Genomic DNA, 25,147 nt, shown 5'->3' on the forward strand with positions numbered 1-25,147 from the left:
ATCAGTCGCGATCTGCGGCGAATCGGGGGATATTCAGTCAATCAGATGAGCGATCACACTATGGGAGGAAATGATCGTATGACTGACACCGTGTCCACGCCCGCCAAATGGTTGGCAGAACTGTTCGGAACATTCTGGCTCGTCTTCGGGGGCTGCGGTTCGGCCGTCTTCGCCGCCAAGGTCATCGCAGAGGATGCCGACACCAGCAGCATGTTCCAAGTCGGCATCGGATTCCTCGGTGTCGCACTCGCTTTCGGTCTGACTGTCGTCACCATGGCGTACGCGGTCGGTCACATCTCCGGCGGACACTTCAACCCGGCGGTCACTCTGGGCGCCGCGGTGAGCGGACGCCTGCCGTGGAAGGACCTGCCCGGCTATTGGATCTCGCAGGTCGTCGGCGGCCTGATCGCCGGTGCCGCGATCTACGGAATCGCATCGGGTAAGGACGGATTCGAGGCGACCGGAAACATGGCGGCCAACGGCTACGGAGACCATTCGCCCGGCGGCTACACCCTCGGCGCGGTGATCCTCGCCGAGGTCATCCTGACGGCGTTCTTCTTGATCGTCATCCTCGGGGCGACGGACGCTCGTGCACCGAAGGGCTTCGGTCCCCTGGCGATCGGCCTGTCTTTGACGCTCATCCACCTCATCTCGATCCCGATCTCCAACACCTCGGTGAATCCGGCACGGTCGACCGCGGTCGCGTTCTTCAACGGCGCGGGCGCGCCCGGCCAGCTCTGGGCCTTCTGGGTGGCCCCGCTGATCGGTGGACTCATCGGCGGACTGCTGTATCCGCTGCTGTTCGAGAACGGCAAGCTCAAGTTCGGCGCCAAGGCCGCGGCGGAGAGTCCGCGCGACTGACGATTCCGGCTACGCTGCACTCCATGCAGACAGTCACAGCGTCAGTCGCAGGCCTGGGCGGCACCACCATCGTCTACGACGTCCACCGGCCCGACACCGAGCCGGTGGGCGTCGTCTTCCTCGCTCACGGGCTCGGTGAACACGCCGCTCGATACCGCCACGTCGCTCGGGTGCTCACCGACCGCGGCTACGTCGTCGTCGCCCCCGATCACGCCGGACACGGACGGTCCGGCGGAAAGCGCTTGGGCGTCACCGACTTCAGCGACTTCACCACCGATCTGCATACCGTGATCGGTGCCGTCGACGTCACCGGGCCGCGATTCCTGATCGGGCACAGCATGGGCGGTGCGATCGCGCTCTCGTACGCACTCGATCACCAGGACGAACTCGACGGGCTCGTGCTGTCGGGACCGGCGCTGGTGCCCGGCGACGAGCTTCCGCCGATCATGGTCAAGCTCGCGCCCGCCCTCGGCAGGATCGTTCCGTGGCTGCCCGCGGCGGCGCTGCCCGCCTCCGGAGTGAGCCGCGACCCGCAGGTGGTCGCCGCCTACGAGAACGATCCGCTCGTCTGGCACAGCGGTATCAAGGCGGGACTCGGCGGCGCGCTGATCCGTGAGATGAAGACCTTTCCGGAACGGCTTCCGTCCCTGCGGATCCCGACACTCGTCTTACACGGGGGCGCCGACGTCCTCGCCAACCCCGAGGGGTCGCGGATGGTCGAGCGTCTGGCGGGCGGCGACGATGTGACCGTGACGGTCTACCCGGGGCTGTTCCACGAGATCTTCAACGAGCCCGAGCAGGACGAGGTGATCGGGGCGGTCGCCGACTGGATCGTCGCCCACAGCCACTGAATCACAGCCAGGCGCTGTCCGTGTCGATGGTCGTGCGGTCCAGCGACTCCAGGAGGTCGAACTGAGCGGTGGTCTTCGGCAGTTCGTATGCGAAGAAGTAGCGGGCCGCCGCGCGCTTGCCCTGGTAGAAGTCCTCGTCGGAGTTCTCCGCGGCGTCGGCGGCCAGCACCTGCTCCAGCCACATCCAGGCGACGACGATGTGCCCTGCGGCCTCGAGATACGCGGTCGCGTTGGCCAGAGCCAGTTTCGGATCGCCCGGCGCCCAGACCGCTGCCGTCGTCTGACCGAGTCGACCCACGGCTTCGGCGAGGTGCTCGGCGTGCTCGGCGACCTCGTCGCCTTCGGCGCGCGCCTTGGTGATCGTCTCGCCGATCGCCTCGACGAGGACGCCGAGTCCCTCGCCGCCGTTCATGATCACCTTGCGCCCCAACAGATCCAGGCCGTGGATACCGTGCGCGCCCTCGTGGATCGGGTTGAGCCGGTTGTCGCGGTAGTTCTGCTCGACGTCGAACTCCTTGGTGTACCCGTAGCCGCCGTGCACCTGGATGGCGAGACTGTTGGCCTCCAGGCACCACTGGCTCGGCCAGCTCTTGGCGATCGGGGTGAGGACTTCGAGGAGCGTGTGCGTACGCTCGCGGGTCTCCGGGCTGCCGGTCTGCTCGTCGTCGAGCAATGCGGCGCAGTACAACAGCAGCGCGAGGGCGCCTTCGACGTACGATTTCTGCGCCAGCATCATCCGCTTGACGTCCGGGTGCTCGATGATCGCGATCGGCGCCGACTCCGGATCCTTGTTGTCGACCGGTCGTCCCTGGGTGCGGACCTTCGCGTACTCCAACGACGAACGGTAGCCTGCGTGACCGAGAGCGGTCGCCATGAAACCGACGCCGATCCGGGCCTCGTTCATCATGTTGAACATGTACTTCAGGCCCTGGTGGAGATCGCCCACCAGGTAGCCGACGGCGCCGGACTCCGTTGCGGGGGAGAAGGTGCCGTCGCCGAAGTTCAGCAGCGTGTTGGTGGTACCGCGGTTGCCCATCTTGTGGTTGAGCCCGACCAGGGCGACGTCGTTGCGGGTGCCGTCGGCGAGGACCTTCGGGACGATGAACAGCGAGATGCCCTTGGTGCCGGGGCCGCCGCCCGGAGCCTTCGCCAGAACGAGGTGAACGATGTTCTCGGTGAGTTCGTGGTCGCCGCCGGAGATCCACATCTTGGTGCCGGTGATCCGGTAGCTGCCGTCGTCGGCCGGGACGGCCTTGGTGGTGATGTCCGCCAGCGACGATCCGGCTCCCGGCTCGGACAGGCACATGGTGCCGAAGTAGCGGCCCTCCAGCATCGGCCGGACCCACGTGTCGATCTGCTCGGCGGTGCCGTACGTGGTCAGCAGATTGGCGTTGCCGACGGTCAGGAACGCGTACGACGCGGTCGGCGTGTTCTCCGACTGGATGAAGCTCATCGCTGCGCGGGCGACGGTGTTCGGCAATTGCATGCCGCCGAGCTCCTCGTCGAATGTGCCCGCGATCAGGCCCGCCTCGCTGAAGGCGCGGAGCGCCTCGCCGATCTCCGGCAGCAGTACCACCTTGCCGTCGTCGCCGACGTAGGGCTCGGTCTGGTCGGAGATCTTGTTGTGCGGAGCGAACTTCTTGGTCGCGATGTCCTCGCTCAGGTCGAGGACGGCGTCGAAGGTCTCCCGCGAATGCTCGGCGAAGCGGGGTCGCGACGTCATCGAGGTGACGTCGAGCCACTCGTGCAGCAGGAAGTCGATGTCGCGGCGGGACAGGTGCTCGGTCATGTCGGTCGGCTCCGGTTCGGTTACAGGTCGGTCGGGGTGGTCTCGGCGGACAGCCCGCCGAGGATGATGGTCGCGATCCGGCCGGACAAGGCGGTCAGATCGTCATCGGTCTGGTCGTCTCGGGGACGGAACCACTGGTCGATCGCCGAGACGCTGGACAGCAGCGTGCGGGTCAGCAGGCCAGGATCCTCGTCTCTGATCGTCCCATCCGCGATGCCGTCGACGATCACCCGGTGGAACATCGCCTCGAAATCGTCGCGGAGGTCGTTGAGAGCGCCCAGCGCATCGACCTGTTTCGGCTTCAACGCGATCGTCGATCGATGATGGACGCCCTGCCGGATCGTGTTGTGGTACGCGATGTGGCGCAGGAGATAGAACGCGTGCGCGCGGGTCATCGCCGTCAGTCTGGCGAACCCGGTGCCGGGTTCGTCCGCGAACGGCTCCACCCGCGTCCGCACCGAAGTCATGCCGAACTCGTAGACGGCGAGGAAGATGTCGAACTTCGACCGGTAGTGGTAGTAGATCAGGCCCTTGGTCGCACCGAGGCGAGCCGCGATGTCGTCGATCGTCGTCTGTGCGAAACCCTGCTCGTGAAAGGCTGTCGCGGCCGCGTCGAGGATGCGGAGCTTGGCGCCGTCGGCGACGGAGAGCTGTGCCATCTCGAATCGTCACCTCTCTCACCAGCAATACTACAGAGTATTATGTTCTCCGGGTGCGGCTCGGTCAAGGCCGTGCGATGTGGATTCTCAGATGCCGAGGCGGGTGATGACCCGGCCCATGATGCGCGGCGAGACGTCGCCGATTGCGCGCAGCACGCCCGTGTACGCCGGATACAGTTCGGCCGGGCGCTCGTCGATCGCGCGCAGTATCCACGCGGCGGCCTGCTCGGCCGAGATCATCGGTGCGTCGTCGTACGATGCGGTCGGTGCGATCATCGGGGTGCGTACCAGCGGGAAGCCCGCGTTCGTCACGGCCACTCCGGTGCCGTCGCACTCGGCGTCCAACGATCGGCCGAATGCCGCCAGCGCCGACTTCGAGGCGTGGTAGGCCCCGAATCGGGGCATGGCGCCCGCGTCGACGCCCCACGTGACGACGTTGACGATGTGACCGCTGCCGCGGTCGATCATCGCGGGCAGCAGGCCGAGGGTCAGGGCGGCGGGGCCGAAGTAGTTCACGGCCATCGTGCGCTGGTAGTCGTGAAAGCGGTCCACCGATTCCAACGCGGTTCGGCGGATCGATCGGCCCGCGTTGTTGACCAGGACGTCGGGGACGCCGAATCGGTCGAGTACCTCCCGGGCCAGACGCTGAGCATCGTCCGGGTCGGAGAGGTCCGCGGTGAGCGGATACGCTGTGCCGCCGGACTCGGAGATCTCGCTGCAGACCTCCTGGAGCGGCTCGAGGGTGCGTGCGACGGCCAGGACCGTCGCGCCGCGAGAGGCCAGGAGTCGGGCGGTGGCTTCGCCGATGCCCGACGAGGCGCCGGTGAGGAGTACGACGGTGCCGCTCAGATCGGCGGGCGACCCGCCGATCACGCGCCGCAGGCTCCGCAGCCCGAGCGGCGGATTCAGCATGGCGTCCATCACGGGCCGCAACGCCGTCTCGACCGCGCGTGTCACGGGCATGACTACTTGTAATCCTTGATCACGTCTCGCACTTCGTCGGCGCCGATGTTCTTCGCCACCAGCTTGCCGTTCTTCACCTTGCGCACGCTGTACTTATTCGCCTTCTTACCTGCGGCGACGTGCAGGCCGGCCTTCTTCGCCTTCTTGTTCAGTTCTTCCAGCACGCCTGGATCGTAGCTTGTGAAAGTGAACTCGCACGTCGAGGTTGCGCCAGTCGGTCCTGAATCGTGAATCGGCGGATGATCGAGCCGCGAGATCGGGCGGACGTCAGCACACGTCGACGCCGACGGCGGTGACGTCGTCGAGGCGTCGTGCGTAGGCGTCGCCGCCCACCTCGGCCTTGATTCGGCAGGTCTCGGCGAGGGAGGAACCCGCCAGGTAGACGGCGTAGACGGGGTTGCCGTTCAGGTGTTGCCGCAGCGAGGAGCACGACCGGTCGGTGCGCAGATACGACGATCCCGGATGCCGCGCCAGAGCAGTGGCCACCTCTTGTACGTACGTGCCCGGGTCGACGGCGTTGTAGACGAACGTCACGGTTCGGCCGTCGCACGGCGGGGAGGTGATCGGCGTCGACAGTCCGAGGTCCCCTGCGCCGCGTGTCGGAGTCGTCGTCTCGGTGATCGTCGGTCTCGTGACCGTCGGAGCGGGCGTCCCGGTGACGGTGGTCGTCAGCGGAGGCGGCGGATCGGCCGAGGGCTCGAGGAGCGTCGAGGTGTCCGCGGCGGTCGTCGGCGCACCCTGATCGGTGCCGCGTACCGCGAACCAGGTGCCGGTCGCGACGGCCGCGACCACCACCGCGGCGAGCGCGGCGATGAGCGCGATCTTCCCGCGGTGAGATTCCGGGGGCAGCGGGACGTACTGCGCGGACGGCGCCACGAGCGTGGGGGCGTACTGGCCGGCCAGTGCACCGCGGGCGGCGTCGGCGAACGCCCCGCACGACGGGATGCGGGCGGCGCGATCCTTCATCGAGCCCGCGGCGATCACCGGGTCGAGCACGGTGCCGGTCGGTGGGACGGGGCGGGACAGGTGGCCGCTGATGATCTGCTCGATGCTGGTCACCGCGAAAGGCGGAGAGCCTGTGATCGTCTCGTACAGCACGCAGGCCAGCGAGTAGACGTCACTGGCGGGGGTGAGGTCCGCGTCGCCGAATCGTTCCGGCGCCATATACGCGAACGAGCCGATCGCCGTCCCGGTCTGGGTGAGCCTGGTGGCGCCCGCGGTCTGCGCGATTCCGAAGTCGACGAGGTACGCGAAGTCGTTCTCGTCGACGAGGATGTTGTCGGGCTTCACGTCCCGGTGCAGGAGGCCGGACGAATGCGCGGCGTCGAGAGCGCCCGCGATCTGCGCGATGATCGCGACGGCGCGCCCGGGCGGCAGCGGGCCGTCGTCGATGATCGAGCGGAGATCGCGGCCGCGCACGATCCGCATGTCCAGGAACAGTCGGCCGTCGATCTCGCCGTAGTCGTGGATCGGGACGACATGCGGATCGCCCAAGCGCGCGACGGTCTGCGACTCCCGTAGGAAGCGCGCACGGAAGCCCTCGTCGTCGGCGAGGTGGGCGGGCAGGATCTTCAGGGCGACCGTACGATCCTTCACCTCGTCGACGGCCTCGTACACTTCGCCCATGCCGCCGCGCCCGAGGAGTCGGACGAGGCGGTACGGGCCCAGGGTGGAACCGGACTCGTCTGGGGTGGCCATGCCGGGAGTGTAACGGTTGCCGTGGCTAGACCGGCAGACCCGCTTCGAGAAGGTCCAGCGCTTCGAGGCATTCCTCCAGGGTGGGGATCTCCCCGTCGCCGGTGTGGCCGACCACGTGGAACAGTGCGCCGACACAGGCCGCGATGAACACGCGGAGCCGGAGATCGTCGGGACTCACCCCCAGATACGCACCGATGAATCCGCGCATCTCGACCAGTGCGCGATCGGCCTCGGCCTGTTGGGCCGCGACGAGTGCGGGCTCGGTCTGCACCAGACGGAGGCGGGCCTTGTTCGCGGCCCACTCGTCGTTGACGCCCACCTGGTACAGGTCGACGATGATCCTGCGGACCAGGTCGAAGCGGTCCAGGCCGGGCGCGATCGCGTGCAGGAGTTCGTTCCGCCGCTCGTCGAGGTCGTCGGCCAGGACCACTTGTTCTTTGCTCTGGAAGTAGCGGAAGAACGTGGTGTGGCTGACCTCGGCGGCGTCGGCGATCTGCGCGACGGTGGTCGTCGTGTATCCCTGTTTCTCGAACAGGTCCATCGCGGCGGCGCGGATGGCGTTGCGAGTCCGGGCCTTGTTGCGCTCCCGGAGACCGGGCCGCGGCCCCGGAGCGCTCTCCGGGGCCGCGGCCGACAGCGGTGTGTATGACATGACCGGCTACCCGACCTCGACGACTTCCTGCTGCTCGGTGTGCAGGCCGCGGTCGCGGACCTTGCTTCCTTCGATGTCGAAGTCGAGGACCAGCTTGTCGAGCCATTTCGGCAGTCTCCAGGCGCGGTCGCCCAGCAGGGCCAGCACCGCCGGGACGACGATCATGCGGATGAGGAACGCGTCGAAGAACACCGCGACGGCGAGCGCGAAGCCCATCATCTTGGCGGTGGTGTCCGGTGCCATCATGAACGCTGCGAACACGCTGATCATGATGATCGCGGCGGAGGTGACCACGCGGGAGCCGTGTTTGAATCCCGCGACGATCGCGTCCTTGGCGTTCATGCCGTGGATGAACTCCTCCCGCATCCGGGTCACCAGGAACACCTGGTAATCCATCGCGAGACCGAAGACCACGCCCACCAGGAAGATCGGCAGGAACGAGAGCATCGGCTTGGTGTGCTCGATGAGGCCGAGTGCGCCGTCGGAGAAGATCCAGGTGGTGATGCCGAACGTGGCCAGGACCGAGAACACGAATCCGAGAGTGCCGATCAGCGGCACCCACAGGGAGCGGAACACGCCGATCATGATGAGGAACGCCAGACCGACGACCACGGCGATGTACGGGATCAGCGCCGAGTCGAGCTTGGCCGACAGATCGGACATGATCGCGGTCTGACCGCCCACGTGCAGTTCGGCGCCCTGAGCCTCCGTGGTGGACGCCAGACCCCGGATCTTCTCCATGAGTTCGTGCGTGGCGTCCGATGACGGTGAGCTGACCGGGGTCACGACGATCATGGCGCTGTCGGCGCCGATGTTCGGATTGGCCGGGTCGGCGGTGCCGTTGCCCGTCCACGTGAGGGATTGCGGGGCGACCACGCCGTCGAGCTTCTTGATGCCCTCTACCGCGCTGTTCGCGGCGGCGTCGACGGTGCCGTCGTCGGTGTGCATGACGACGAACAACTCGCCGCCGATGCCTTCTCCGAAGCCTTCGGCCATCAATTCCTGGGCGGCGACCTGGTCGTCGGTGACCATGTCCATGCCGAGCTTCATGCCGCTGACCGGGATGGCCGCGACGATCAGCACGATCAGGCTGCCGGCGATGAACGGGATCGGACGCTTGACGACCGAACGACCGAAGCGGGTGCCGAGCGTCTCGGAGTCGTCACCGGGGGCCGCATGCTTGATCCACGGGATGCGCGGAGAGAAGGCGAAGCGGCCGAATGCGCCGAGCAGCGCCGGGATCAGGGTGAGCGCGCCGAGAACGGCGACGACGACCGCGACGGCGGCTCCCATTCCCATCTGGGTGATCAGCGGAATGCCGATGACCATGAGGGCGGCGACCGCGATGACGACGGTCAGACCGGCGAACACGACTGCGGTGCCCGCCGTGCCGACGGCGCGGCCCGCGGCGTCGGCGGGATCACCGCCGCGCGCTCGTTCTGTCCGGTATCGGGACACGATGAACAGCGCGTAGTCGATCGACACGGCGATGCCGAGCATCATCACGATCGCTGTGGCGGTCTGGTTGATCGACATGAACTCGGCCGACAGAGTCAGCAGGCCGATGGTCAGGCCGACGCCGACGATACCGGTGAGCAGTGGGATGAATGCGGCGATCAGGGCGCCGAAGGCGACGATCATGATCACGAAGGCGATCGCGAAGCCGATCAGCTCGGACTTGCCGCCCGTCTCCATGCCTTCCATGACGCCGCCCATGGCCTCGACTTGCAGTCCGTCGCCGCGGTGCTTGTCGAGCACCGAGACGAGCGCATCCTTGTCGTCGACGGTGATGTCCATGCGGTCGATGCTCTGGTGCAGGGAGATCAGGCCCACACGGCCGTCGTCGCCGAGTACCGATCCGGCGAGCTGCGGCATCGCCTGCGCGACGTCGACCGGGTTCGCGACCTTGTCCGGATCGGTGACCTCGGGCAGCGCCCGCAGATCGGTGACGAGGGCGTTGATCTCCTCGCTGTGACCGGCGAGGCCGTCCTTGGCCCCGATCACGATGTTGGTGGTGGCTTCGTTCTGCTGCTCGGTGATCGCAGGGAAGTAGTCCTGCATCTGCTCCATGGCGGTGCCGCCGTCGGTGCCGGGCATTTCGAAGTCCTGGGCGAATTTCGGATTGAGTGCGCCGATCAGGGCGAAGACCGCGGCGAGAGCCGCGATCCAGGCACCGAGGACCCACCACTTGTGGCGGAACGAGAACCGCCCGACGTGGTACAGGAAGGATGACATGGTCCCTATTGTTACTGACTAACACTTTTCAGTGCTACACAGTTTTTCGTGACGCTGCTCTCGTAGTGCGACGGATCGCCGGGTCCGACGCTCCGGCGGAAGAGCCGCCCGGCACCACCAGCGCCGCCGCGACGGCCGTCGTCAGCGGCACCGACAGTGCCAACGCGATGCCGCCGACGAACGCGCGCGCCAGTTCGATGGCGACCTCCTCGGAGGTCAACAGCGAGGAGAACGGTTGCGCGGCGACGGAGAACAGGAGCAGAAGGGGCAGCGCGCTGCCCGCGTACGCGAACACCAGCGTGTAGACGGTGCTCGCGATGTGGTCGCGGCCCACGCGCATGGCGGCGCGGAACGCGCCGAGCCTCGTCTGGCCGGGCATCGCCGCCAATTCGAAGGTCGCCGACGCCTGGGTGATCGTCACGTCGTTCAAGACGCCGAGCGTGCCGATCACGAACCCCGCCAACAGGAGTCCGTTCAACGAGAGCGAGCCCTGATACAACTGCAGGCTCTTGGTCGACTCCGCGGACAGTCCGGTCAGCGCCAGGCTGCTGATCGCCGCCCAGCTCAGCAGACCGGCGAGAACGAGCGACAGCAGGGTCCCGACGAGTGCGGAACTGGTCCGCAGACTGACCCCGTGCGCCAGGTACAGGACGACGAACAGGATCGCCGCCGCGGAGACGATGGCGACCAGGACGACGTTGTTGCCGTCCAGGATGGACGGGAGGGTGAAGAAGCCGAGGACCGCGAACGCGACGGCCAGGCCGATGATCGCGCGCAGCCCGCGCCAGGTGGCGACCACGACGACGGCCAAGACGAACGCCACCGCCCAGAAGATCAGCGGAGTGCCGCGCGTGTAGTCGTAGAACGCGTACGTCAGTGTCTTCGACGCCGGGTCGGACTGCGAGGCCATCGCGCTGACCCGGATGGAGTCGTCGACGCGCAGACTCGGCTGCCCCGGTTGCGGATCGTCGGGCGCGCCGGCGTCGATGCCCGCCGAGTCCGGTCCCGTCCCCGACTGCGCGGCATTGGTCGGAATCGACAGCACCGCGTATCGGCCCTCGTCCGGACCGGAGTCGATGTGGATGACGGTCGCGATGCACGGCCCGCCGGTGGTCGGGATCTGCGGGAAGTCGGCGGTCGTCGTGCCCGTGTCCAGCGTGGAGCAGTCCGCGCGTGTCTGCGAGACGACGGTCGCGTCGTAGACCTGCAGCGGTCCGCCGTCGGACGAGCGGTACTGCAGCGGGATGGGGTGGTCGTCGTGCGAGGGCCACGACAGGGCGGCGCCGACCGCGATGAACACGGCGAACACGGCCAACACCGCGACGACGGCGGGTCTGGCGTAGCGGGCGAGCACGCCGGGCACATCGCCTCCGCCGTGATGGTGGTGGTGATGGCCCGGCGCGGGCACCGGAGGGGTCGACCGTTTCGGCTTCGGCTTCGGAGTCGGCTTCGGACGCTCCTGCGGAGCGGGTGTCGGCCTGGGCTCGGGTTCCGGAAGTCGGTGGCTCACGCCCTCCAGCGTCGCACGATTCGGGTGCGCCGGTCAGAGCCCCATGTTCTTCGCGATGATCGAGCGCATCACTTCGCTGGTGCCGCCGTAGATGCGGGCCACGCGGTTGTCCGCGTACAGGCGCGCGATCGGGTACTCGTTCATGTAGCCGTACCCGCCGTGCAACTGCAGGCAGCGGTCGATGATGTCCGATGCGGCTTCGGTGGTGAACAGCTTGGCCGAGGCGGCGTCGGCGGCCGACAGCGCACCCTTGTCGTAGGCCTCGATGGCGCGGTCGACGACGGCCTCCATCGCGTCGAGCTTTGCCTTGCAGGCGGCCAGCTCGAACTTCGAGTTCTGGAAGGAGGCGACCGGCTTGCCGAACACCTGGCGCTCGGAGGTGTAGGCCTTGGTGAACTCGATGGCGGCCATGGCCTGCGCGAACACGCCGACGGCGATCGACAGGCGCTCGCGCGGGAGATGCTGACCCAGGTAGTAGAAGCCCTGGTTCTCCTCGCCGAGAAGATCCTCGACGGGGACGAGGACGTCGGTGAAGGAGAGCTCCGCGGTGTCGGAGACGCGCAGACCGATCTTGTCGAGCTTGCGGCCGACCTCGTAGCCCTTCGACGTCGTGTCGACGACGAGCAGGCTGATGCCGAAGCGTCGGTCGGTCTCGCTCGGGGCACTGGTGCGGGCGCAGACGATGACACGGTCGGCGTTGACGCCGCCGGTGATGAACGTCTTCGAACCGTTGAGAACGTAGTGCGTGCCGTCCTCGGTGAGCTTGGCGGTGGTCCGCATGCCCGCGAGATCGCTGCCGGTGCCCGGCTCCGTCATCGCGATGGCGAACATGGCCTCGGCCGACGCCATCGCCGGAAGCCATCGCTGCTTCTGCTCCTCGTTCGCCTGCGCCAGCAGGTACGGCAGACACAACGGGATGTGGACCGACGAGCCGCCGAGGCTGACACCGGCGAGCGCGAGCTCCTCGGTCATGACCGACTCGTACTTGTACGACGTGACACCCGCCCCGCCGTACTCTTCGGGCACCTCGATGCCGAAGACGCCGAGTTCGGCGATCTTGTTGTAGAACTCACGCGGAACGATGCCTGCTTCGAGCCAATCGTCGTAGACCGGCACGATCTCCGAGGCGATGAAGCCTCGGATGGTCTTGCGAAACGCTTCGTGGTCTTCGGTGTAGATTTCGCGGCGCACGGCGCCTCCTTCTTCCTCGATCGGACATCCCGCCCGCGCCGGATGCGCGGAGTCGGAAGTTTGTCGGTCAGGCGCTGGCGCCGACCATGCGCAGGGTCAGTTCGGCGTAGTAGTCGCCGACCGATTCCGGGCTCCACGCCCGGCCGTCACGGAACCATCGGGAGACGTCCACGCCCAGTGACGACACGGCCGTCGTCGTCATCCGGACGTCGGGGACGGTGAACTCTCCGCGCCGGACGCCGTCCTCCAAGACGTCCGTGAACACGGCGTCGATCTGCACCCGGAGCTCGACGACCTCGGCCAGATGCTCGGGATCGAGCTTGGTCATCTCGTAGTTCACCACTCGCGAACTCGCATGATGCTGCGCGTGGTAGACGACGAATTCGCGGATCACGCAGGCCAACCGTGTGGACGCGTCCGGAGCCGATGCCGCGGCAGCCTGCACGATCTCGAGGATCTGCCGGTGGCCGCGCAGGGTGATCTCATACAGCAGTTCCTCTTTCGACGCGTAATGCACGTACACGGCGGCCGGACTCATCCCGGCCGCCGCCGCGATGTGTCGGGTGCTCGTGCCGTGGAAGCCGTGCTCGGCGAAGGAGGTCATCGCGCCGTCGAGGAGTCGAGCCCGCGTGAGTTCGGATTTCGATACCACCGCCGGTCTCCCTTCTGGCACACTGAACGATGAAAATAAGCAATCGCTTATATTTTGGCAGCCTACACGAAAAGGACGGATCTCATGACCTCTGACTCCGCAGTACGGCGCATCGTCGTGACCGGCGCGGCGGCGGGTATCGGCCGGGCGATCGCCACCAAGGCGGCCGCCGAAGGTGCGAAGGTGATGGTCAACGACCTCGACGCCGACGCCGTTCATGCGTTGGCCCACGAGATCGGCGCGATCGCGGCGCCCGGCGACGCGGCGTCGCCGGAGGGCGCCGACGGTCTCGTCGCGATCGCGAACGAATGGCTCGGCGGCGTCGACGTGTGGTTCGGCAACGCGGGCATCGACCGGGGGCGTGGCCTCGCCGCGTCCGAGGACGACTGGACCGACTCGTGGGAGGTCAACGTGATGGCGCACGTGCGGGCGGCCCGCGCGCTGGTCCCGCAGTGGGTGGCGCAGGGCGGTGGCCGCTATGTGGTCACGGCGTCGGCAGCGGGCATGCTCACCATGCTGGGCGCGCCCGCGTACTCGACCACGAAACACGGCGTGATCGGCTTCGCGGAATGGCTCTCGGCCAGTTACCGGCACAAGGGCGTCGTCGTGCAGGCGATCTGCCCGCAGGGGGTGCGCACCCGCATCTACGAGGAGTCCGGCGACCTGAAGGAGGTCCTCTCGCACGACGCCGTGCTCGAACCGTCCGACATCGCCGACGCCGCCTGGGCCGCCCTGGGCAACGAGGACTTCTACATCCTGCCGCACGAGCGGGTCGGCGACTACTACCTCGCGCGTGCGACGGCTCCCGATCGGTGGCTCACGGGGATGAATCGGATCCAACAGAGTCTGGAGAAGCGGTAGTTCTACGTGAGAGGGCTGTCCAGCTGGACGTCCACCGGGCGCCGATGTTCGCCCCGTCGCATCATCGCGCGGATCTGTCGTAGCGCCCACGCCCAGTCGCCCGTCACCTGGCGGTAGGTCAGACGGATCGTGTGGAATCCTAGCGCGTGTGCTTCGGAGTCCCGGCGCTTGTCGTTCTCGCCGGCATCGGGCGAGGAATGGAACTCGACGCCGTCGGTCTCGATGATCAGTGACGTCCCGATGAGGAGGTCGACGCGCCCGACCATCGGGATTCTCACCTGCGGACGCGCGTGAATGTTCAGCGCCTGCAGTCGCAGTCTGACCATCGTCTCGATACCGGACTCGGCCCGACCGTCGATCTTGTCCAGGACCCGCTGAAACTTGGCCGATCGGTCCACGAATTCTGCGATCAGGTCGGACCGGTCCATCAGGCCCTTGTTGACGATGGAATCGCACACGACGACGAAGTCTTCCGGCGGGAGGCAGCGTGCCGCGTGACGAAGCGCGGTGAGCATGTCGTCGACGGACTCGAACTCGCGAGGCTGACGGCCGTGTTGCCGGCACCACAGCGGATGCGTGCGCGCGGCCCCGTCGTTCCCGCGCACGTGCAGGCGATTGCGCTGCGCGGGCACCCATACGCCGTGCATCTCGAGCGCCGTCGCGCAGGACACGACGCCGCCGATCCGCACGGCGTGCTCGACTCGCTTGTCGGCCGCCGGGGTCGAGTACCAGCCGTGTCTGAGCTTGGTCACCATACCGTCCGCGATCGCCAGCTCGATGTCCTTCTTCGGTGCGAGCCGGCACAACTGTCCCCACCGATAGACCCCCGTGTCCATGGTGGAGATTGTGCTCTATGCGATACTTGGCCGGGTCGGGATCTCCGGATCCGAGAACTACTCTCACGTATGCCGCCGACTACGGCCTATAGGCGGGGTGGTTGGTCGCCTACGTGAGACTGGTTCCGGCAGCCTTCGCCGCCACGATGAAATCGCGGACCTTCGCGTGGTCCTTCACGCCGGGGGAGGCCTCCACTCCGCTGGAGGTGTCGACGCCCCACGGGGCCGCCTGTGCGATCGCATCGGCGACGTTCGACGGATTCAGGCCGCCTGCCAGGAGCCAGTGGCCGGTGACGCCGGCGTCGGCCAGCGACGACAGGTCCCAGGTGCGGCCCGATCCGGGCTTCGGTGCGTCGAGCAGCAGGAACTGCTCGCCGTAGGCGCCGACCTGGAGCGGGGGATCGTTCGCGAGCGACGTCGCGCGCCACAGCCGGGGGTGGATCCGTGCGGCGGCCGCGAAGTCGTCAGCCGTGTACGCGCCGTGCAACTGCACCACGGCGAAGCCGAGATCCGCGGCGATGCGGGCCGCGTCGGCGGCCGGCATGTCGTTGACGACCAGCACCGCGTCGATCCGACCGGCCGCGCGCTCGACTATCGAGCGGGCGACGTCGGCGTCGACCGCCCGCGAACTCGTCCGATTCATCACGACGCCGATCGCGTCGGCGCCTGCGTCGACGGCCACGTCGACCGTCGCCGGATCGGTGAGCCCGCACACCTTCACGTACATGGGGAACACGGTACCCAGTGCGAGGGGTCTCGACGTCGCTCGACCGGCGGAGGGCCGCTCAGCGGAGCTCGACGACCGCCGACTTGTCGTTCATCACGATCACCGGGGTGATGGTCGAGTGGCCCGCCGCTTCGACGGCGGCGAGGTCGACGTTCAGGATCGGTTGCCCGGCGGTGACGGTGTCGCCGGCCGCGACCAGGGGCTCGAAGCCCTCGCCTTTCATCTTCACGGTGTCCAGACCGACGTGGACCAGAACCTCCTTGCCGTTGTCCAGACGCAGACCGATCGCATGGCCGGTCGGGAAGACGGTCACCACGGTCGCGTCGGAGGGTGCGGTGACCTCGCCCGACGTCGGGATCACGGCCATACCCGGCCCCATCATCCCGGACGAGAAGGTCTTGTCCGGGACCTCCGACAACGCGATCACATACCCGGGGACCGGCCGCGTCAGCACGACGACGTCGGAATCGGAGAGGGTGGCGACCGATGCATCGGCCGTGGCCTCGGGCACGGGGTCCGGAACCTCGTCGGGATGCGGCGCCTCGATCTGCCCGGCCATGATCTTCTCCATCGCGTCCTTCACGAACTGGACGTTGAGACCGTAGACCACCTGCACGGAATGTCCGCCGGGCTTCATGGTCCCCGCGGCGCCCGCGCGCTTGAGCGCGCCCTCGTCGATCACCGAGGTGTCATTGATCTCCATGCGCAGACGCGTCGCGCAGTTGTCGAGCTCGGCGATGTTGTCCTTGCCGCCCAGCGCGTCGAGGAACTTGGCGGCGGTTCCGACGAAGTTCGACGAGGCGCCCTCCTCCTGCTCGTCGGCGGGGTCGTCGTCCTCGCGGCCGGGGGTCTTGAGCTGGAATCGGAGGATGACCCAGCGGAACACGAAGAAGTAGATGACGAACCAGACCGCACCCATCACGAAGATGATCCACGGGTTCTCGGCCATCGGGTTGGTCCAGTTGAGCATCAGGTCGACGAAGCCGCCGGAGAAGCCGAATCCCATCCGGACGGGCAGGAGTTGGGAGACGGCCATCGAGATGCCCATGAACAGCGCGTGGATCAGGTACAGCGGCGGTGCCAGGAACATGAACGCGAACTCGAGCGGCTCGGTGACGCCGACGAAGAACGACGACACCGCGCCCGACAGCAGGATGCCGTAGGCGATCTTCTTGCGCTTGGTCTTGGCGGTCACGTACATGGCCAGTGCCGCGCCGGGCAGACCGAACATCATGACCGGGAAGAATCCGGTCATGTACTGGCCGGTGACACCGAACTCGCCCTTGCCCGACAGGAAGTTGTTGAGGTCGTTGATGCCTGCGACGTCGAACCAGAACACCGAGTTCAACGCATGGTGCAGGCCGAACGGAATGAGCAGACGGTTGAAGAAGCCGTAGAGGCCGGTGCCGACCGCGCCCAGATCGACGATGTGCTCGCCGAACCAGACCAGACCGCTGTAGATCAGCGGCCAGAGGAACAGCAGGATCAGCGCGACGATCAGCGAGACGCCCGCGGTGACGATCGCGACCGAGCGTCGCCCCGAGAAGAACGACAGCGCGTCGGGGAGTTTCACGTCTTTGAAGCGGTTGTAACAGACCGCGCCGATGATGCCGCACAGGATGCCGATGAACGCGTTCTGGAACGAGCCGGGGGCGAATGCCGCATTGACGTCGGGGGCCTGCACGAGCCACTGCCCGTGGTCCTGGACCAGCTGCTGACCGTCGCCGACGGTGGTCCCGTCGGTCAGCGGTGTCGAGGTGTAGTCGCGCGAGAGCAGCGTCATCACCGATGACGGGGCGAGCAGACTGGTGATCACCAGCCAGGACACCAGACCGGCCAGGGCCGAGGTGCCGTCGGACTTGCGTGCCATGCCGATCGACACACCGACGGCGAACAGGAGCGCCATGTTGTCGAGGATCGCCAGGCCCGCGGTCTGCAGGAACGAGGTGACGACGTTCGCCTGATCGTCATTGATGCCGATGATCCAGTTGGCGATGCCGACGAGGATCGCGGCCACCGGCAAGACGGCGACCGGAAGCATGATCGATTTGCCGAGGTTCTGCAGGAACTTCATCATCGCTGGTGACCAATCGTCGTCACGTGCAGGGCGTTGTTCTCGAAGGACGTTACCGTGGTCACAGGACGTTTCGGGCCGTTCTCTCATGCATCCGTGCCGATGTTACGGTTAGGGCAGCCTATCTAAAATTAGGTTTACCAACCCAGCGAAAGGCATTCGACGTGCGCAAGACCCGATTGCTCTCCCTCCTCTGCGCCGGCGCACTCGTGCTCACTGCCACCGCTTGCTCAGGCTCCGACGACGCATCGTCGTCCGGCGCCGGCGGAGAAGGCTTCCCGATCACCGTCGAACACGCGCTCGGCACGACGACGATCGAGTCTGCGCCCGACCGGGTAGCCACCATCGGATGGGCCAACCACGAGGTGGCGTTGGCGCTCGGTGTCGTCCCGGTCGGCATGGCGAAGGCCACGTGGGGCGACGACAACGGCGACGGCATCCTTCCGTGGGTCGACGACAAGCTGCACGAACTCGGCGGCGACGAGCCCGCGCTCTACGACGAGACCGACGGTGTCGACGCCGAAGCCGTCAGCAACACCGAACCGGACGTGATCCTCGGCGCCTATTCCGGTCTGACCCAGGAGCAGTACGACACGCTCAGCAAGATCGCGCCGACCGTGGCGTACCCGGGCGTCGCATGGGGCACCACCTGGCAGGAGATGGTGCGACTCGACTCGAAGGCGCTCGGTCGCGAGGCGGACGGCGAGAACCTCGTCTCCGACTTCACGGCGCAGATCGAGGCCGCCGTCTCGAAGCATCCCGAACTCACACGCACCAAGACGATGTTCGCCTATCTCGATCCGACCGACACGAGCAAGATCGGGTACTACAACACGAACGATCCGCGTGCGGCGTTCCTGCGTGACGCCGGTATCCCGGTTCCGTCGGCCGTCGAGGAGGACTCCAAGTCCAGTAAGGAGTTCTACACCGAGGTCAGCGCCGAGCAGGCCGACCAGTTCAACGACGTCGGCCTGATCATCACCTACGGCGACGAGAACACCGTGAGACGACTGCAGGCTGATCCACTGCTCGGCAGGGTTCCGGCGATCAAGGCGGGCCATGTCGCGGTTCTGCAGAACGACACGCCGCTGGCCGCATCGTCGAACCCGACGCCGCTGTCGATCCCCTGGGGCATCGACAGGTACATGGACGCGCTCGGCTCCGCGCTCACGTCTTGACCCGTCGTGTCGCCTGGCTGCTCGTGGGCGTCGTCGTACTCGGTGCGCTCTTCTGCGTATCGGTCGCGTTCGGCGCCCGCGACGTCGCATTCGGTGAGATCTGGAGCGGACTGTTCGGCGATGCCGACTCGTTCGGCGCGGCGGCCGTCCAGAAGCGCCTTCCGCGCACCGTGCTCGCGGTGATCATCGGTGCGGCACTGGCGGTCTCGGGTGCGGGCATGCAGGCAGTGACCCGCAATCCGGTGGCCGACCCGGGAATCCTCGGGGTGTCCGGCGGAGCATCATTGGCCGTGGTGTGCGGGATCGTCTTCTTCGGTATGACCGACCCGTATTGGTACATCGCCGCGGCCGTCGTCGGAGCCGCGATCACCGCCGTGCTCGTCTACGCGGTCGGCTCGATGGGCGGGGGCGGAGCCACCCCGCTCAAGCTGGCCCTGTCGGGTGCGGCCACCGCGGCGGCGCTGACCTGCCTGATCAGTGCTGTTCTATTACCGCGCGTCGATGTGATGACCAGGTTCCAGCACTGGCAGGTCGGCGGCGTCGGCGGCGTGGACTGGCATCGGATCGGCGTCGTCTCCCCGGTCCTCGCGGCGGGCGCGCTGCTGGCGTTCACGTGCGCCCGAGGCATGAACTCGCTGGCCCTCGGCGACGACATCGCAACCGGACTCGGCGAGAACGTGGCGCGGACGCGGGTCCTGACCGGCGTGTCCGCCGTCGTCCTGGCGGGCGCGGCGACGGCCGTCGCCGGTCCCATCGCCTTCGTCGGCCTGCTCGTCCCGCACGCCTGCCGCGCGCTGATCGGCACCGACCATCGCTGGGTGCTGCCGTTCTCGGCGCTCCTCGGTGCGGCCCTGCTGGTGCTGTCCGACGTGGTGGGACGCATCATCGTGCGTCCGGAGGAGGTGGACGTCGGTGTCGTGACCGCGATCATCGGCGCGCCGTTCTTCATCTGGATCGTCCGTAGGCAGAAGGTGCGTGAACTGTGAGCACCGTCGAGACAGTCAAGGCCGGACGCCGATCCCGGGCGCGTCGTCGCATCGCGATCCTGTCGATTCTGATCGCCCTCGTCGTGGTGATCTTCTTCGTATCGCTGATGGTGGGGCAGCGGTTCTATCCGCTCGACGACGTGTTGAAGGTCATCGGCGGTCGGACCGTCCCGGGGGCGTCGTTCACCGTAGGCGACCTGCGTCTACCGCGCGTCTGCCTGGCGATGCTGGCCGGTTTCGCATTCGGTCTGGCCGGTGTCACGTTTCAGACGCTGCTGCGCAATCCGCTGGCGTCGCCCGACATCATCGGCATCTCGTGGGGTGCCTCGGCGGCGGCCGTCGTCGCCATCGTCGTCTTCGGACTCTCCGGGACCAGTGTCTCGATCGTCGCGTTGCTCGGAGCTCTGATCGCGGCGGCCGCGGTGTACGGGCTCTCGCACAACGAGGGGTTCTCGGCGACGCGGCTGATTCTCATCGGCATCGGCGTGGCCGCGATGCTCTCGAGCGTCGTCTCGTACGTCCTCGCGCGCGCCGCCGACTGGGATGTCGCCAACGCGCTGCGCTGGATCACCGGCAGCCTCGCCGAACCCTCGTGGGGTCGCGTGGTCCCCCTCGCCGTCCTGATGGCCGTCGTCGTTCCGGTGATGCTGCTCCTCTCTCGCGATATGGGGATGCTGCGACTGGGCGACGACACGGCCGCCGGGATGGGGGTGCGAGTCGAACGCACCCGCCTGCTGGTGCTGTTCGGTGCGGTCCTTCTGCTGGCGTTCGCCACCGCCGGCGCCGGGCCGATCTCGTTCGTCGCGTTCATGTCCGGGCCGATCGCGACTCGATTGTTCACCCGCGCGGGCGGCTCCATGCTGTTGCCCGCCGGACTCGTCGGCGGGGTGTTGGTCTCCTGCGCCGATCTCATCGCGCAGTTCGCGCTGCCGCATCGGTACCCGGTCGGCGTCGTCACCGGTGTGCTGGGCGCACCGTTCCTGATCTACCTGCTCATCCGTGTCAACCGGTCGGGAGGAACTCTGTGACCGTCGAACGTCAGCTGTCCGCCGAGAAGATCCGGCTCGCCTACGGTGACCGGGTGATCGTCGACGGCCTGGACCTGGAGGTGGCGCAGGGTGAGATCACCTCGATCGTGGGCGCCAACGGATGCGGTAAGTCGACGCTACTGCGTGCCCTCGCGCGACTGCTGCCGCCGTCGTCCGGGCGGGTGGTGCTCGACGGTCGGGACATCTCGATGCGCAAGTCGCGGGAGGTGGCGCAGATCCTCGGGCTGCTACCGCAGAGCCCGGTGGCGCCGGAAGGCATCACGGTGGCCGATCTGGTCGGACGTGGACGCCACCCGCACCAGAAGCTGCTCGCACGGTGGAGCACGCGCGACTACGAAGCCGTCGCCGACGCCCTCGATGCGACCGGAACCGCCGATCTGGCGGACCGGTCGGTGGACGAGCTCTCCGGCGGACAGCGTCAACGCGTGTGGATCGCGATGGCGCTCGCGCAGGAGACCGACATCGTGCTGCTCGACGAGCCGACGACCTTCCTCGACCTGGCTCACCAGGTGGAGGTGCTCGATCTGCTGACCGACCTCCGCGAACGATGCGGTACCACGATCGTCATGGTGCTGCACGACCTCAACCTCGCCGCTCGCTACTCCGATCAGCTCATCGCCATGAGAACCGGGCGAATCCATGCGATCGGAACGCCCGACGAGGTGATGACCGCCGAACTCGTCGACGACGTGTTCGGACTCAAGAGCACGATCCTGCAAGACCCCGTCTCGGGTAAACCCGCCGTCATGCCGATTGGGAGGCATCATGTCCGATAGTCAGAGCCCGTACGTCCTCGGTCGCGGCCGCGTCAGCGCCGTAGAGCCGGTGTCGCCGAACTTCGTGCGGATCACGTTCACCGGCGACCACGTGGACCGCCTCGGCAATCCGGGGAACACCTTCGATCAACGGATCAAGGTGATCTTCCCGTCGCCGGGACGCGCCCTGCCCGACCTCGCCGACGGCGATGACTGGTATCGGCGGTGGTTGGAGTCGCCCGAGGACGAGCGCGGGGCGATCCGCACCTACTCGATCCGCGACGTGCGCGTCGCCGACGACGGCGCCACCGACCTCATCGTCGACTTCGTGCTCCACATGGTTCCGGGAGCGACCGGACCCGCGTCGTCGTGGGCTGCCCGGGCCACCGAGGGCGACGAGGTGTATCTCGTCGCTCCGCGACGCGGCCGGCTCGACGGCGGCGGACTCGAATACGCGCCGGGCGAGGCGAAGTCGGTGCTGCTGGCCGGCGACGAGACGGCGGCGCCCGCCATCGCGCGGATCCTCGAGGACGCGCCGGCGGATCTGCGTGGCACCGCGTTCATCGAAGTGCCGACCGGCGACGACGTGCTGCCGTGCGCCGCACCCGCCGGGGTCAGCGTGCACTGGCTGGCCCGCGACGGCGTCGACCACGGCGCGCGTCTGCGCCCGGCCGTGCTGGACCACCTCGGGTCGACCGACGTCGACTCGGCGGTGGTCGACGAGAGCCCTGACGAGCCGATGGTGTGGGAGACGCCGATCTTCTCCAACCTCGGCGAAGACCTCGGACCCGCGCCGGAGCCGGGTGAGCGCTACTACTGGATAGCGGGCGAGAGCAAGGTCGTCACCGGACTTCGCCGCCACCTCGTCAAGGACCTGGGCATCGCCCGCTCCCAGGTCGCCTTCATGGGCTACTGGCGCCACGGCGTGGCGATGAAGGCCTGAGAGCACCGGGAACACCACCACACCACGAAAGGTTGTACTGACCATGGCTGATGACACCGAATACCGGATCGAACACGACACGATGGGCGAGGTCCGAGTCCCCGCCGCAGCACTCTGGCGCGCGCAGACTCAGCGGGCCGTCGAGAACTTCCCGATCAGCTTTCGGCCGCTGGAGCGCACGCAGATCCGTGCGCTCGGTCTGCTGAAAGCGGCCACCGCACTGGTCAACAAAGACCTCGGGCTCCTCGACGCCGCCAAGGCCGACGCCATCGTCGCCGCGGCCACCGAGATCGCCGACGGCGGCCACGACGACCAGTTCCCGATCGACGTCTTCCAGACCGGCTCGGGCACCAGCTCGAACATGAACGCCAACGAGGTCATCGCGTCCATCGCCGCGGCGAACGGCGTCACCGTCCACCCGAACGACGACGTCAACATGTCGCAGAGCTCCAATGACACGTTCCCGACGGCGACCCATGTCGCCGCGACCGAGGCCGTCGTCCGTGCCCTGATCCCGTCGTTGGAGCACCTGCACGCCGCGCTCGCCGCGAAGTCCGTGGAGTGGCGCGAGGTCGTCAAGTCCGGCCGTACCCACCTGATGGACGCGGTCCCGGTGACACTCGGCCAGGAGTTCGGCGGCTACGCCCGCCAGGTCCAGGCCGGGATCGAGCGCCTGCAGTCGAGCCTCCCGCGCGTCGGTGAGCTCCCGATCGGCGGCACCGCGGTCGGCACCGGGCTCAACGCCCCCGAGGGCTTCGGCACCGCCGTCGTCGCCAAGCTCGTCGAGCTGACCGGCGTCGACGAGCTGAGCCTGGCCACCGACAATTTCGAGGCGCAGGCCGCGCGCGACGGCCTCGTCGAACTGTCCGGCCAGCTCAAGACGATCGCCGTCTCGCTGACGAAGATCGCCAACGACGTCCGCTGGATGGGGTCCGGTCCGCTGACCGGGCTCGGCGAGATCGCTCTCCCGGACCTGCAGCCGGGCAGCTCGATCATGCCCGGCAAGGTGAATCCGGTTCTGCCCGAGGCCGTCACGCAGGTCGCCGCACAGGTCATCGGCAACGACGCCGCGGTCACCTGGGGCGGCGGCAACGGTGCGTTCGAGCTGAACGTGTACATCCCGATGATGGCCCGCAACGTCCTCGAATCGGTGAACCTGCTGGCCAACGTGTCGCGACTGTTCGCCGACCGTTGCATCTCCGGGCTCGTCGCACACGAGGACCGTCTGCGCACGCTCGCCGAGTCGTCGCCGTCGATCGTGACGCCGCTCAACTCGGCCATCGGCTACGAGGAGGCCGCCGCCGTCGCCAAGCAGGCGCTGCGCGAGGGCGCCACCATCCGGCAGACCGTCATCGACCGCGGTCTCATCGGCGACAAGCTGTCGGAAGAGGAACTGGACCGCCGACTCGACGTCTTGAAGATGGCGAACGTCGACCGCGAGCGCTGAGTGCGCTTCCGGCTACCGGTCGCGACCGGTAGCCGGAACGGCGGTTCGCGGCCGAACGCCTCGGTCACCGCCCCGGCGTCAGAGCGGCCGCACGCACACCGCCCGCGACGACGTCGCCGGGCAGCGACTCGCCGCGGAAGAGAGCGGCGCCGGACCGCGCGAGACCGTCGGCCATCTGGATGCCGTAGCCGCCCTGACCGGCGAACCAGAAGAAGCCGTCGACGCGGGGATCGAAGCCGACGACGGGCGACCGGTCGGGCGCGAACGTCCGCAGGCCGGCCCACGACGAGGTGATGCGTCGCAGATTCAGATCCGTGACCTCGTTGATCGACTCGATGGCCCGAGCGATGTCGAGGTCGTCGGGCTTCACGTCATGCGGATGACTCGGCGTCTCGTCGGCCGGCGAGCACAGCAGTCCGTTGGCTTCGGGCTTGATGTAGAAGGTGTCGTCGAGGTCGTTGACGACGGGCAGCGCCCCGGTGGTCAGCGCGGCGGGCGCGTCGACACCGAAGATCGTGCGGATCATCGGGGTGAGCCCGGCGGTCGTCGCACCGGCGAGGTCGGCGACGTGGTCGGCCCACGCTCCGGCCGCGTCGACGACGATCGGCGCGGTCACCGTGTCGCCGTCGTCGAGCGTCACCGTCCACCCGCCGCCGGCGCGGTGCAAGGCCGTGACCGGCGCGTTCGTCCGGATCTGACCGCCGCGTCGTCGCAGGCCGCGGACGTATCCCTGGTGGAGTGCGTGGACGTCGATGTCGTCGGCGTCCGGGTCGAGCACGCCTGCCCCGATCGCATCCCGTCGCAGGTAGGGCGCGAGATCGACGGCTTCGTCGGCCGACACCTGCTCCACCGCGGGAGCCTGCTGCCGGACCTCTCGGCAGAATTCGGCGAGCGCGTCCTCGCGACCGTTCCTCGCGAACACCAGATACGGTCGCGGGGACAGCAGCGGGCCGTCGAAGGTGTCGGGAGGATCGGTGAGGAACGCCCGGCTCACGGTGGTCAGCGACCGCACCGTCGCATTGCCGAACGTCTCCAGATAGAGGGCGGCCGAGCGTCCGGTGGTGTGAAAGGCGAGCGTGGTCTCCTGCTCCAGGAGACAGACCGTCCGATCGTCCGCGAGTTCGTACCCGATCGACACCCCGGCGATGCCGCCGCCGATCACGACGACGTCGAATGCTGTCGCAGTCATGGCTACAGGATACGAGTTCGCGGACCCATGCGGGGACGGCG

General features: G+C 67.6%; 23 protein-coding genes. 9 read left to right on the top strand and 14 right to left on the bottom strand.

Features of this window, described 5'->3' with window-relative positions:
* Nucleotides 1–78: 78 nt before the first annotated feature.
* Both aqpZ and BKA16_RS09830 read left to right on the top strand, forming a co-directional pair.
* Nucleotides 79–861, top strand: a complete 783-nt coding sequence (gene aqpZ / locus BKA16_RS09825) for an aquaporin Z (RefSeq protein ID WP_183370477.1) — start codon at nt 79–81, stop codon at nt 859–861.
* Between the two features lie 23 nt (nt 862–884).
* On the top strand, nt 885–1,712 hold the full coding sequence (locus BKA16_RS09830) for an alpha/beta hydrolase (protein ID WP_183370478.1): 828 nt from the start codon (nt 885–887) through the stop codon (nt 1,710–1,712).
* A 1-nt stretch (nt 1,713) separates the two neighbouring features.
* On the opposite strand, the gene BKA16_RS09835 is transcribed toward BKA16_RS09830, so the two are convergent.
* The 10 genes from BKA16_RS09835 to BKA16_RS09880 form a co-directional block, all read right to left on the bottom strand.
* On the bottom strand, nt 1,714–3,501 hold the full coding sequence (locus BKA16_RS09835; RefSeq protein WP_183370479.1) for an acyl-CoA dehydrogenase: 1,788 nt from the start codon (nt 3,499–3,501) through the stop codon (nt 1,714–1,716).
* 20 nt (nt 3,502–3,521) lie between these two features.
* Nucleotides 3,522–4,160, bottom strand: coding sequence for a TetR/AcrR family transcriptional regulator (locus tag BKA16_RS09840; protein ID WP_183370480.1), 639 nt, complete (start codon nt 4,158–4,160; stop codon nt 3,522–3,524).
* Between the two features lie 87 nt (nt 4,161–4,247).
* Nucleotides 4,248–5,123, bottom strand: a complete 876-nt coding sequence (locus BKA16_RS09845) for an SDR family NAD(P)-dependent oxidoreductase (RefSeq protein WP_183370481.1) — start codon at nt 5,121–5,123, stop codon at nt 4,248–4,250.
* A 2-nt stretch (nt 5,124–5,125) separates the two neighbouring features.
* Nucleotides 5,126–5,287: a hypothetical protein gene (locus BKA16_RS09850; protein ID WP_183370482.1), complete on the bottom strand. Its 162-nt coding sequence runs from the start codon at nt 5,285–5,287 to the stop codon at nt 5,126–5,128.
* Between the two features lie 103 nt (nt 5,288–5,390).
* Nucleotides 5,391–6,821: a serine/threonine-protein kinase gene (locus tag BKA16_RS09855; RefSeq protein ID WP_183370483.1), complete on the bottom strand. Its 1,431-nt coding sequence runs from the start codon at nt 6,819–6,821 to the stop codon at nt 5,391–5,393.
* Between the two features lie 25 nt (nt 6,822–6,846).
* Nucleotides 6,847–7,473, bottom strand: coding sequence for a TetR family transcriptional regulator (locus BKA16_RS09860; protein ID WP_183370484.1), 627 nt, complete (start codon nt 7,471–7,473; stop codon nt 6,847–6,849).
* A gap of 6 nt (nt 7,474–7,479) precedes the next feature.
* Complete coding sequence (locus BKA16_RS09865) at nt 7,480–9,708, bottom strand: MMPL family transporter (RefSeq protein ID WP_183370485.1); 2,229 nt, start codon at nt 9,706–9,708, stop codon at nt 7,480–7,482.
* A gap of 34 nt (nt 9,709–9,742) precedes the next feature.
* Nucleotides 9,743–11,218, bottom strand: coding sequence for a YibE/F family protein (locus BKA16_RS09870; RefSeq protein WP_183370486.1), 1,476 nt, complete (start codon nt 11,216–11,218; stop codon nt 9,743–9,745).
* 33 nt (nt 11,219–11,251) lie between these two features.
* Complete coding sequence (locus tag BKA16_RS09875) at nt 11,252–12,409, bottom strand: acyl-CoA dehydrogenase family protein (protein WP_183370487.1); 1,158 nt, start codon at nt 12,407–12,409, stop codon at nt 11,252–11,254.
* A gap of 67 nt (nt 12,410–12,476) precedes the next feature.
* On the bottom strand, nt 12,477–13,061 hold the full coding sequence (locus BKA16_RS09880) for a TetR/AcrR family transcriptional regulator (protein ID WP_343067354.1): 585 nt from the start codon (nt 13,059–13,061) through the stop codon (nt 12,477–12,479).
* Between the two features lie 84 nt (nt 13,062–13,145).
* Between BKA16_RS09880 and BKA16_RS09885 the strand changes: the two genes are divergently transcribed.
* Nucleotides 13,146–13,922: an SDR family oxidoreductase gene (locus BKA16_RS09885; RefSeq protein WP_183370488.1), complete on the top strand. Its 777-nt coding sequence runs from the start codon at nt 13,146–13,148 to the stop codon at nt 13,920–13,922.
* 2 nt (nt 13,923–13,924) lie between these two features.
* Here BKA16_RS09885 and BKA16_RS09890 read toward each other — a convergent pair whose 3' ends face one another.
* The 3 genes from BKA16_RS09890 to BKA16_RS09900 form a co-directional block, all read right to left on the bottom strand.
* Nucleotides 13,925–14,758 carry an endonuclease domain-containing protein gene (locus BKA16_RS09890; protein WP_183370489.1) on the bottom strand — a complete coding sequence of 278 codons (834 nt, stop codon included), beginning with the start codon at nt 14,756–14,758 and terminating at the stop codon, nt 13,925–13,927.
* 109 nt (nt 14,759–14,867) lie between these two features.
* A complete protein-coding gene (locus BKA16_RS09895; protein ID WP_183370490.1) occupies nt 14,868–15,485 on the bottom strand; it encodes a phosphoribosylanthranilate isomerase in 618 nt (205 codons plus the stop codon).
* Between the two features lie 58 nt (nt 15,486–15,543).
* Nucleotides 15,544–17,562, bottom strand: coding sequence for a PTS sugar transporter subunit IIABC (locus tag BKA16_RS09900; protein ID WP_183370491.1), 2,019 nt, complete (start codon nt 17,560–17,562; stop codon nt 15,544–15,546).
* Nucleotides 17,563–17,723: 161 nt separating this feature from the next.
* Here BKA16_RS09900 and BKA16_RS09905 point away from each other — a divergent pair, with 161 nt between their 5' ends.
* From BKA16_RS09905 to BKA16_RS09930, 6 genes are read left to right on the top strand one after another with little or no spacing between them, the layout of a single operon-like run.
* Entirely contained in the window at nt 17,724–18,737 is a 1,014-nt protein-coding gene (locus tag BKA16_RS09905) for an ABC transporter substrate-binding protein (RefSeq protein ID WP_183370492.1), read from the top strand.
* Nucleotides 18,734–19,723 (top strand): FecCD family ABC transporter permease, encoded by a 990-nt coding sequence (locus tag BKA16_RS09910; RefSeq protein ID WP_221246796.1) that lies wholly within the window; start codon nt 18,734–18,736, stop codon nt 19,721–19,723. The genes BKA16_RS09905 and BKA16_RS09910 overlap by 4 nt, the downstream gene beginning before the upstream one ends.
* Nucleotides 19,720–20,751: an iron chelate uptake ABC transporter family permease subunit gene (locus BKA16_RS09915; protein ID WP_183370493.1), complete on the top strand. Its 1,032-nt coding sequence runs from the start codon at nt 19,720–19,722 to the stop codon at nt 20,749–20,751. Before BKA16_RS09910 ends, BKA16_RS09915 begins: the two co-directional genes overlap by 4 nt.
* On the top strand, nt 20,748–21,548 hold the full coding sequence (locus BKA16_RS09920; protein ID WP_183370494.1) for an ATP-binding cassette domain-containing protein: 801 nt from the start codon (nt 20,748–20,750) through the stop codon (nt 21,546–21,548). Before BKA16_RS09915 ends, BKA16_RS09920 begins: the two co-directional genes overlap by 4 nt.
* Nucleotides 21,538–22,470 carry a siderophore-interacting protein gene (locus BKA16_RS09925; RefSeq protein WP_183370495.1) on the top strand — a complete coding sequence of 311 codons (933 nt, stop codon included), beginning with the start codon at nt 21,538–21,540 and terminating at the stop codon, nt 22,468–22,470. The genes BKA16_RS09920 and BKA16_RS09925 overlap by 11 nt, the downstream gene beginning before the upstream one ends.
* Nucleotides 22,471–22,513: 43 nt before the next feature.
* On the top strand, nt 22,514–23,917 hold the full coding sequence (locus tag BKA16_RS09930; RefSeq protein ID WP_183370496.1) for a class II fumarate hydratase: 1,404 nt from the start codon (nt 22,514–22,516) through the stop codon (nt 23,915–23,917).
* A 64-nt stretch (nt 23,918–23,981) separates the two neighbouring features.
* On the opposite strand, the gene BKA16_RS09935 is transcribed toward BKA16_RS09930, so the two are convergent.
* Complete coding sequence (locus BKA16_RS09935; protein WP_183370497.1) at nt 23,982–25,106, bottom strand: NAD(P)/FAD-dependent oxidoreductase; 1,125 nt, start codon at nt 25,104–25,106, stop codon at nt 23,982–23,984.
* Between the last annotated feature and the right edge of the window lie 41 nt (nt 25,107–25,147).

This window comes from Gordonia humi (genome assembly GCF_014197435.1).
Taxonomy (GTDB): domain Bacteria; phylum Actinomycetota; class Actinomycetes; order Mycobacteriales; family Mycobacteriaceae; genus Gordonia; species Gordonia humi.